Origin of the sequence: Mycobacterium sp. (assembly GCF_035499775.1) — a bacterium.
Taxonomy (GTDB): domain Bacteria; phylum Actinomycetota; class Actinomycetes; order Mycobacteriales; family Mycobacteriaceae; genus Mycobacterium.
This window is the reverse complement of the sequence record NZ_DATJYB010000534.1, coordinates 1-6,892: the sequence shown is the minus strand read 5'-3', so window position 1 is coordinate 6,892 and position 6,892 is coordinate 1. Positions and strand designations below refer to the sequence as shown.

Sequence of the window (6,892 nt, the reverse complement as noted above, 5' to 3'; positions counted from 1 at the left end):
GCGCACCGCAATACCTGTTGTCGTTGATCGACTCGTCAGCCGTGCGCGACTCGTCGGGCGTCGAAGTGAGGTTCGCCGCGGAACCCGAGGTGGACCTGCCGCTCGACGCGTATCCGCGCGTCATGGACGGCGAGCAGAGCAACACCAGCGTGATCTTCGACCCGCAGGCCATCCTCAAGGTGTTCCGCCGGGTCAGCGGCGGCATCAACCCCGACATCGAACTGAACCGGGTGCTGGCCCGGGCCGGGAATCCGCATGTGGCGCGTCTGCTCGGGGCCTACGACATGACCGCACCAGGTCAACCGGACGACCTGGCGTGCCCGCTGGGCATGGTGACCGAATACGAAGCCAACGCCGCCGAAGGCTGGGCCATGGCTACCGCCAGCGTCCGCGACCTGTTCGCGGAGGGCGACCTGTATGCCCACGAAGTCGGCGGCGATTTCGCCGGCGAGTCCTACCGGCTCGGCGAAGCAGTCGCGTCCGTGCATGCCACCCTGGCCGATCGGCTTGGCACCGCCCAGGCGACCTTCCCGGTGGACAACATGCTGTCGCGGCTGTCGTCGACGGTGGCGGCGGTGCCCGATCTGGCGCAGTACGCGGCGACCATCGAGGAGCAATTCCAAAAGCTCGCGGGCGAGAAAATCACCGTCCAGCGGGTGCACGGCGATCTGCACCTGGGCCAGGTGCTGCGCACCCCGGAGAGCTGGCTGCTGATCGACTTCGAAGGCGAACCCGGTCAGCCGCTCGACGAGCGGCGCGCGCCGGATTCGCCGTTGCGCGACGTCGCCGGCGTGCTGCGTTCCTTCGAGTACGCCGCGTACGGGCCGCTGGTGGAACGCGCCTCAAAGATCGAGGACAAGCAGCGCGCCGCGCGCGCCCGGGAATGGGTGCAGCGCAATCACGCGGCGTTCTGCGACGGCTATGCGGCCGCGTCGGGTCTGGACCCGCGGGATTCGTCGCTGCTATTGGCCGCCTACGAACTCGACAAGGCGGTCTACGAGACCGGCTATGAGGCGCGGCACCGGCCCGGATGGCTGCCCATTCCGCTGCGGTCCATCGCCCGGCTCACCGCTGCGTAGGCGATAGGGCTGCCCCGTCTGAAAGCATGTGCGTGTGGCGAACGAGATTTTCAATCCCGAGACGCGGTTGTCATGGGTGCTGGCAGTGCTGGCAGGCGTGCTGGGAGCAACCGCGTTCACCCACTCGGCCGGCTACTTCGTCACCTTCATGACCGGGAACGCCCAGCGCGCGGTGCTGGGCTACTTCCGCCACGACGTGGTGCTCTCGGTGACGGCGGGGGTGCTGCTGGCGTGTTTTGTCGCCGGTGTGGTGGTTTCGTCTTGGTGCCGGCGGCGGTTCTGGGTGGCGCATCCGCATGGTCCGACCGTGTTGACCACCTTCAGCCTGTTCGCCGCCACGGTGGTGGACGTCATCGACGAAGGATGGGACGAATCCCAGCTTGATTTCTCGCCAATCATGTTGGTGGTCTTCGGTGTTGGCGCGCTGAACACGTCGTTCGTCAAGGACGGCGAGGTGTCGGTGCCGCTGAGCTATGTGACCGGCACGCTGGTCAAAATGGGTCAGGGCATCGAACGCCACATCGCCGGCGGTAAAGCGGCCGACTGGCTCGGCTACTTTCTGCTGTTCTCCAGCTTCGTGTTCGGCGCCACCATCGGTGGTTTGATCAGCGTGGTCGTCAACGGAACCTGGATGCTGGTGGTCGCGTCGGCGATGTGCGCGCTGACCACCGCATACACCTACTTCCACCAGGACCGCCATCTGGTGCAGGAATAAGTGACCGAAATGGGCATCGGCAGCAGCGCTGGCCGTTGCACTGCTGCCGATGCCGGCTCGAGTTACGTTGCGTGCCTTATGTGCGGTTGCTGCCCGCGTTGAGCACCTGCAGCATGTCGGGCTTCATGGCAACCAGCTGCTGGTTCCAATAGGGCCACGAGTGCGTGCCGTTGGCCGGGAAGTTGAACACGCCGTTGTGTCCGCCGGTGGCCGCGTAATTCTGCTGGAATTGCTGGTTGGTGCGCAGCGTCATGCCCTCCAGGAACTTCGCCGGCACGTTGTCGCCACCGAGGTCGCTGGGTGCGCCGTTACCGCAGTAGATCCAGATCCGGGTGTTGTTGGCGACCAGCCGTGGAATCTGAACCATCGGGTCGTTGCGCTTCCAGGCCGGGTCGGAGGACGGGCCCCACATGCTGTTGGCGTTGTAGCCGCCAGAGTCGTTCATCGCCAGGCCTATCAGCGTCGGCCACCAGCCCTCGGACGGGTTGAGGAAGGCCGACAGCGCGGCAGCGTAGGGGAACTGCTGCGGGTAGTAGGCGGCCAGGATCAGCGCCGAGCCGCCCGACATCGAAAGACCGACCGCCGCATTGCCGTTCGGCGACACCTGCTTGTTGGCCTGCAGCCAGGCGGGCATCTCCTGGGTCAGGAATGTCTCCCATTTGTAGGTGTAGTTCTGGCCGTTGCCCTGCGACGGCTGGTACCAGTTGGTGTAGAAGCTGGACGTGCCGCCGACCGGCATGACCACCGACAGGCCGGACTGGTAGTACTCCTCGAAGGCCGGGGTGTTGATGTCCCAACCGTTGTAGTCGTCCTGTGCCCGAAGGCCGTCGAGCAAGTAGACCGCGTGCTGTCCGCCCCCTTGGAACTGCACTTTGATGTTGCGGCCCATCGACGCTGATGGCACCTCCAGGTATTCCACTGGAAGGCCCGGCTTCGAGAACGCCCCCGCAGTCGCCGCGCCGCCGGCAAAGCCGACGAGACCGGGCAACAGGGCAGCCCCCACAGCCGCGACAGCCAGTCGGCGCGGCAAGCTTGCCGTGGCACTACGCAACCTTTCAACGAATGTCATAGCCCTATCCATCCCAACTTTCATCTGCCGCATGATGCGGTGGAATCTGTTCCGGGCGAGTGAAACACAGGGAGTGGTTGCACTCCGGCTGTCATGGCCGAGGTTCGACGTCGCGGTTGGCTAACGATTCAGAGTCGGTGCGGACTCGTCACATCCACGTCACGATCAGGCGACAAGACGGCGCAAAAGCGTTGACGACGCGGCGATTCCGACCACCGCGGCGATCACCAGCACGACGATGTCCACCGGGTTGAAGGGCGTACCGATCAGCAGCGCGCGCAATGCGTCGACTTCGTAACTGAGCGGGTTGACCCGACTCAGCGCGCGTAGCCACCCCGGCATCACGTTGACCGGATACAGGGCGTTGGACGCGAAGAACAACGGCATGGTGATCGCCTGACCGATTCCCATCAGGCGATCGCGACTGCGGACCAGCCCGGCGAGTGTCATTGAGAGGCAGGCGAAGAACGCGGCGCCGAGCATGACCGTGGCCATCGCCGCCAGGATCCGCAGCGGATTGACGGTCAGGCCGACGTGCATCAGATAGGTCAGCGCCAGCACGCCGACGACCTGGGCGACCGATCGCACGCCGGCCGCGAATGCCTTGCCGGTGATCAGCGCCGAGGCGGGGGCCGGGGTCACCATCAGTTTGGCGAGGATACCCGCGTCTCGATCCCAGATGATCTGTACGCCATAGAAGATCGAGATGAACAACGCCGATTGCGCGATGATTCCGGGTGCCAGAAACGCCAGATAGGACACCGGCCCGGTGTTGATGACGTGCAAGTGGCTGAACGTGGTTCCGAAGATCAGCAGCCACAGGGCCGGCTGCACCATCCGGGTGAGAAGCTCGGCGCGGTCGTGCTGCAGCTTCTGCAGTTCGACGATGGCGAACCCGGTGATTCGATCCACCGTTGCGCGGACCCGCTGCCATCCGTGCGGGGCACGAGTTATCGCCGGCGCTTGTCCGGCTTTGCCGGCTTGATCAACCTGCACGGCGGGCAACCTTTCTGCTGGAACGGATTTCGCGGATACCGGTCGATTCTTCTTCTTCTTCCGGTTCCGAGGTCAGGTCTCCGGCGGTGTAGTGACGGAAGACGTCCTCGAGAGTGGCGCGGGGCGAGACCGTCAACTTCAACTTGGCGGGTGTTCCGACGGCCCGCAACTGACCGTGGTGCATCAGCGCAACCCGGTCGCACAGGGCGTCCGCCTCTTCCATGTAGTGGGTGGTCAGCAGCACGGTCATGCCGAATTGAGCCTGCATGTTCTGCACTTGAGTCCAGACCCGGTCACGTGCGATCGGATCCAGCCCCACGGTGGGTTCGTCGAGCACCAGTAACGACGGGCGGTTGACCAGGGCTTGCGCCACCTCCAGGCGGCGGACCATGCCACCGGAGTAGGTCGCTGCCAGCCGATCGGCCACGTCGAGCAGCTCCATGGCGCCCAGCGCCTCGTCCACCCGCTCGTTCCGGTCGGCGCGCGGCACACCGTACAACCGTGCGAACCACTGCACGTTCTGCCGGCCGGTCAAACCCGGCTCGATCGAAAGTTGTTGCGGGACATAGCCGATATTGCTGCGAATATCGATCGTCTGATCCCGGGCGTCCATTCCGAAGATGCGCAGGTCACCTTGCTGCACCGGCGTCAACGTGGTCAGCACACGCACCACCGTCGTCTTCCCGGCGCCGTTAGGCCCCAGCAACCCCATGGTTTCGCCCGGCCGCACCTGCAACGTCACGTCGTCGACGGCGGTGAACCGGCCATACCGAAAGGTCAGGTTGCGGCAATCGATCGCCATTGGCAGTGATCCACTCATGAACGTCGCTCCTGCAATAGTCGGGTCATCGTGTCAAGGACTTCCAATCCCTTTGTCAAAGAATCAATTTGGTCGTCGTCGAGTTCGCCGAGCACCTCGGCCAGCAATGCTCGTCGCGCGGCTCGGGATGCGTCGACGATCTGCTGGGTGGGCTCGGCCAGCCGGAGCTGGCCGACACGGCGGTCCTGCTCGCCGGGGGTCCGGATAAGCAAGCCCTTGGCGACCAGCTTGGAGACCAGAGTCGAGGCGGTGTTGGGCACCAGCCCGAGTTCGGCAGCCGCGACGCTGACCGAGATTCCGGGTTGGCGGCCGACGAGCCACAGCAGCTCCGACTGTGACTCGGACAGCCGCCTTGAGTCGAATCCGCGACCAGCTGAGCGGCGGAGTTGCCGACGGAATCTGCCGACGACGCGGAACACCTCGGGGACCACATCGGTACGTGACTTCACTGTTTTGATAATACCTCTGTTTACGAGCTAAATATGTGTGCGAGCTGTGCCCTGGTTACAAGTCAGCTAAGCCCGGTCAGGCCGCACCGCCCGGCGGCCCGGCTACTTCTCGAGGCGATGCAGGACCACGTCGCTGAGGGTCCCGTTTTCGACGCCCGCGGTCAGGTAGCTGCAGAAGGGCTGCCGGCGGCGATCCGTTGGCGAGCCGGGATTGAGCAGGCGCAAGCCTGTTTTCGTCGTCGTATCCCAGGGGATGTGGCTATGCCCGAACACCAGGACCTCGCTGTCGGGATACAGCCGCGACATGCGTGCTTCGCGGCCGGAAGCGGCACCCGTCTCGTGCACCACCGTGAAGCGCAGTCCGGCCAGCGTCACGTCTGCACGCTCCGGAAGCCGAGCCCGCAACGCCGGCCCGTCGTTGTTCCCCCAGCACGCGACCAGTCGCTCGGCGCGGGATTCCAGCTTGTCGAGCAACTCGGGGGCGACCCAGTCCCCGGCGTGGAAAACGACGTCCGCCTGCGCGACTTCGTCCCATAGCTGCGCGGGTAGGCCGCGTGCGCGGTTGGGGACGTGGGTATCGGCGATCAGCAGCAGCCTCACCGGGCCATTCTGCGTCAATCGGCTGCCAGCGGGTGGACCTGCAGGTTGCACAGGCCCTCGTTGCGCCCGACCGAGATCGGGACGTCAAATATCTGCCACATTCCGGGCGGTATCACGCGCAGGCGTACGTCGGCGCCGTTGGGCCCGTAGATCGTGCACGATGAATCACCGGCGGCGACCCATTCGACCATCGCGTGGGCGCCGTGGCCGGGTGCCAGTGCGACGATCGTGTACGGCTTCGCGCCGCCCAAGTAGCCGCTCGGCGTCTGCTCGGCATGGACCGACGCTGCGCCCGGGACATCGGCGTCCACCGTCGGATAATCCCGCATCTGGCAAGGGTTGATGTCGGGTAGCAGCGTGAAATTCAGCTGCACGGCGCGGTGTCCCAGTCCGGGTTGCAGCGGACTCGCGGCCACCGCGAGTTGCTGGATGTCACACGGCACGAGATCCGGGGCGGGGTCGGCATGGGCGGGATCCGCGAAACCCATCGCTGCCGCGACCGCTGCCATCCACACCATCGCTTTCATCTGCATGTCCTAAGTAGACAATGTCCACGCTGCCGCCGATGCCGGAATCGACGGGTGGCACGATGTTGAGCACCCAAATACGACGTTGATCACCGAAATACGACTTGACCACCCAAGCAGAGGAGAGACCCATGCGCACCTTTGAGTCAGTCGCCGACCTGGCCGCCGCTGCGGGCGAGACCATCGGGCAGAGCGACTGGGTTCCCATTACTCAGGAAGAGGTCAACCTGTTCGCCGACGCGACCGGCGATCACCAATGGATCCATGTCGACCCGGAGCGGGCGGCCAAGGGGCCTTTCGGCAAGACGATCGCGCACGGCTACATGACGTTGTCGCTGCTGCCGCGGCTGCAGCAGCAGATGTACACCGTCAACGGCATCAAGCTGGCAATCAACTACGGCCTCAACAAGGTTCGCTTCCCCGCGCCGGTGCCGGTCGGCTCCAGGATTCGTGCGACGAGCTCGCTGGTCAGTGTCGACGACCTCGGCAACGGTGCTGTGCAGGCGACGGTGTCGACCACCGTCGAGATCGAGGGGTCGGCCAAGCCGGCGTGTGTGGCCGAAAGCCTCGTCCGCTACATCTCCTGATCGCCGCGCTCGCGGGGTCCTACCGCCGGCGAGCAGACGCAGAATCGCAG

The 6,892-nt window shown here is 65.0% G+C and carries 9 protein-coding genes; 3 read left to right on the top strand and 6 right to left on the bottom strand.

The genetic code is table 11. From position 1 onward, the window contains the following. Nucleotides 1-1,079, top strand: a 1,079-nt coding sequence (locus tag VML93_RS32625) for a maltokinase (RefSeq protein ID WP_325617058.1), incomplete at its 5' end; no start/stop codon positions are given. Between the two features lie 34 nt (nt 1,080-1,113). Further along, nucleotides 1,114-1,794 carry a YoaK family protein gene (locus VML93_RS32620; protein ID WP_325617057.1) on the top strand — a complete coding sequence of 227 codons (681 nt, stop codon included), beginning with the start codon at nt 1,114-1,116 and terminating at the stop codon, nt 1,792-1,794. Nucleotides 1,795-1,870: 76 nt separating this feature from the next. On the opposite strand, the gene ag85C is transcribed toward VML93_RS32620, so the two are convergent. The 6 genes from ag85C to VML93_RS32590 all read right to left on the bottom strand — a co-directional run bounded on the left by ag85C (nt 1,871) and on the right by VML93_RS32590 (nt 6,255). Beyond that, on the bottom strand, nt 1,871-2,863 hold the full coding sequence (ag85C, locus tag VML93_RS32615) for a diacylglycerol acyltransferase/mycolyltransferase Ag85C (protein ID WP_325617055.1): 993 nt from the start codon (nt 2,861-2,863) through the stop codon (nt 1,871-1,873). A 165-nt stretch (nt 2,864-3,028) separates the two neighbouring features. Beyond that, the gene (locus VML93_RS32610; RefSeq protein WP_325617053.1) at nt 3,029-3,859 is read right to left on the bottom strand and encodes an ABC transporter permease; all 831 of its coding nucleotides are present in this window, start codon (nt 3,857-3,859) and stop codon (nt 3,029-3,031) included. Then, nucleotides 3,849-4,679 carry an ATP-binding cassette domain-containing protein gene (locus tag VML93_RS32605; protein WP_325617051.1) on the bottom strand — a complete coding sequence of 277 codons (831 nt, stop codon included), beginning with the start codon at nt 4,677-4,679 and terminating at the stop codon, nt 3,849-3,851. Before VML93_RS32605 ends, VML93_RS32610 begins: the two co-directional genes overlap by 11 nt. Next, on the bottom strand, nt 4,676-5,137 hold the full coding sequence (locus VML93_RS32600) for a MarR family winged helix-turn-helix transcriptional regulator (protein ID WP_325617059.1): 462 nt from the start codon (nt 5,135-5,137) through the stop codon (nt 4,676-4,678). Before VML93_RS32600 ends, VML93_RS32605 begins: the two co-directional genes overlap by 4 nt. Before the next feature lie 93 nt (nt 5,138-5,230). After that, on the bottom strand, nt 5,231-5,728 hold the full coding sequence (locus VML93_RS32595) for a metallophosphoesterase (RefSeq protein WP_325617049.1): 498 nt from the start codon (nt 5,726-5,728) through the stop codon (nt 5,231-5,233). Nucleotides 5,729-5,742: 14 nt separating this feature from the next. Continuing rightward, a complete protein-coding gene (locus tag VML93_RS32590; protein ID WP_325617047.1) occupies nt 5,743-6,255 on the bottom strand; it encodes a DUF4232 domain-containing protein in 513 nt (170 codons plus the stop codon). A gap of 131 nt (nt 6,256-6,386) precedes the next feature. On the opposite strand from VML93_RS32590, the gene VML93_RS32585 reads away from it, so the two are divergent. Continuing rightward, nucleotides 6,387-6,842 (top strand): MaoC family dehydratase, encoded by a 456-nt coding sequence (locus VML93_RS32585; protein ID WP_325617046.1) that lies wholly within the window; start codon nt 6,387-6,389, stop codon nt 6,840-6,842. Nucleotides 6,843-6,892: the final 50 nt, after the last annotated feature.

Coding starts and splice junctions, on each gene's coding strand:
- VML93_RS32605 (WP_325617051.1), bottom strand. CDS start 4,679: ATGAGTGGATCACTGCCAATGGCGATCGATTGCCGCAACCTGACCTTT.
- ag85C (WP_325617055.1), bottom strand. CDS start 2,863: ATGACATTCGTTGAAAGGTTGCGTAGTGCCACGGCAAGCTTGCCGCGC.
- VML93_RS32590 (WP_325617047.1), bottom strand. CDS start 6,255: ATGAAAGCGATGGTGTGGATGGCAGCGGTCGCGGCAGCGATGGGTTTC.
- VML93_RS32585 (WP_325617046.1), top strand. CDS start 6,387: ATGCGCACCTTTGAGTCAGTCGCCGACCTGGCCGCCGCTGCGGGCGAG.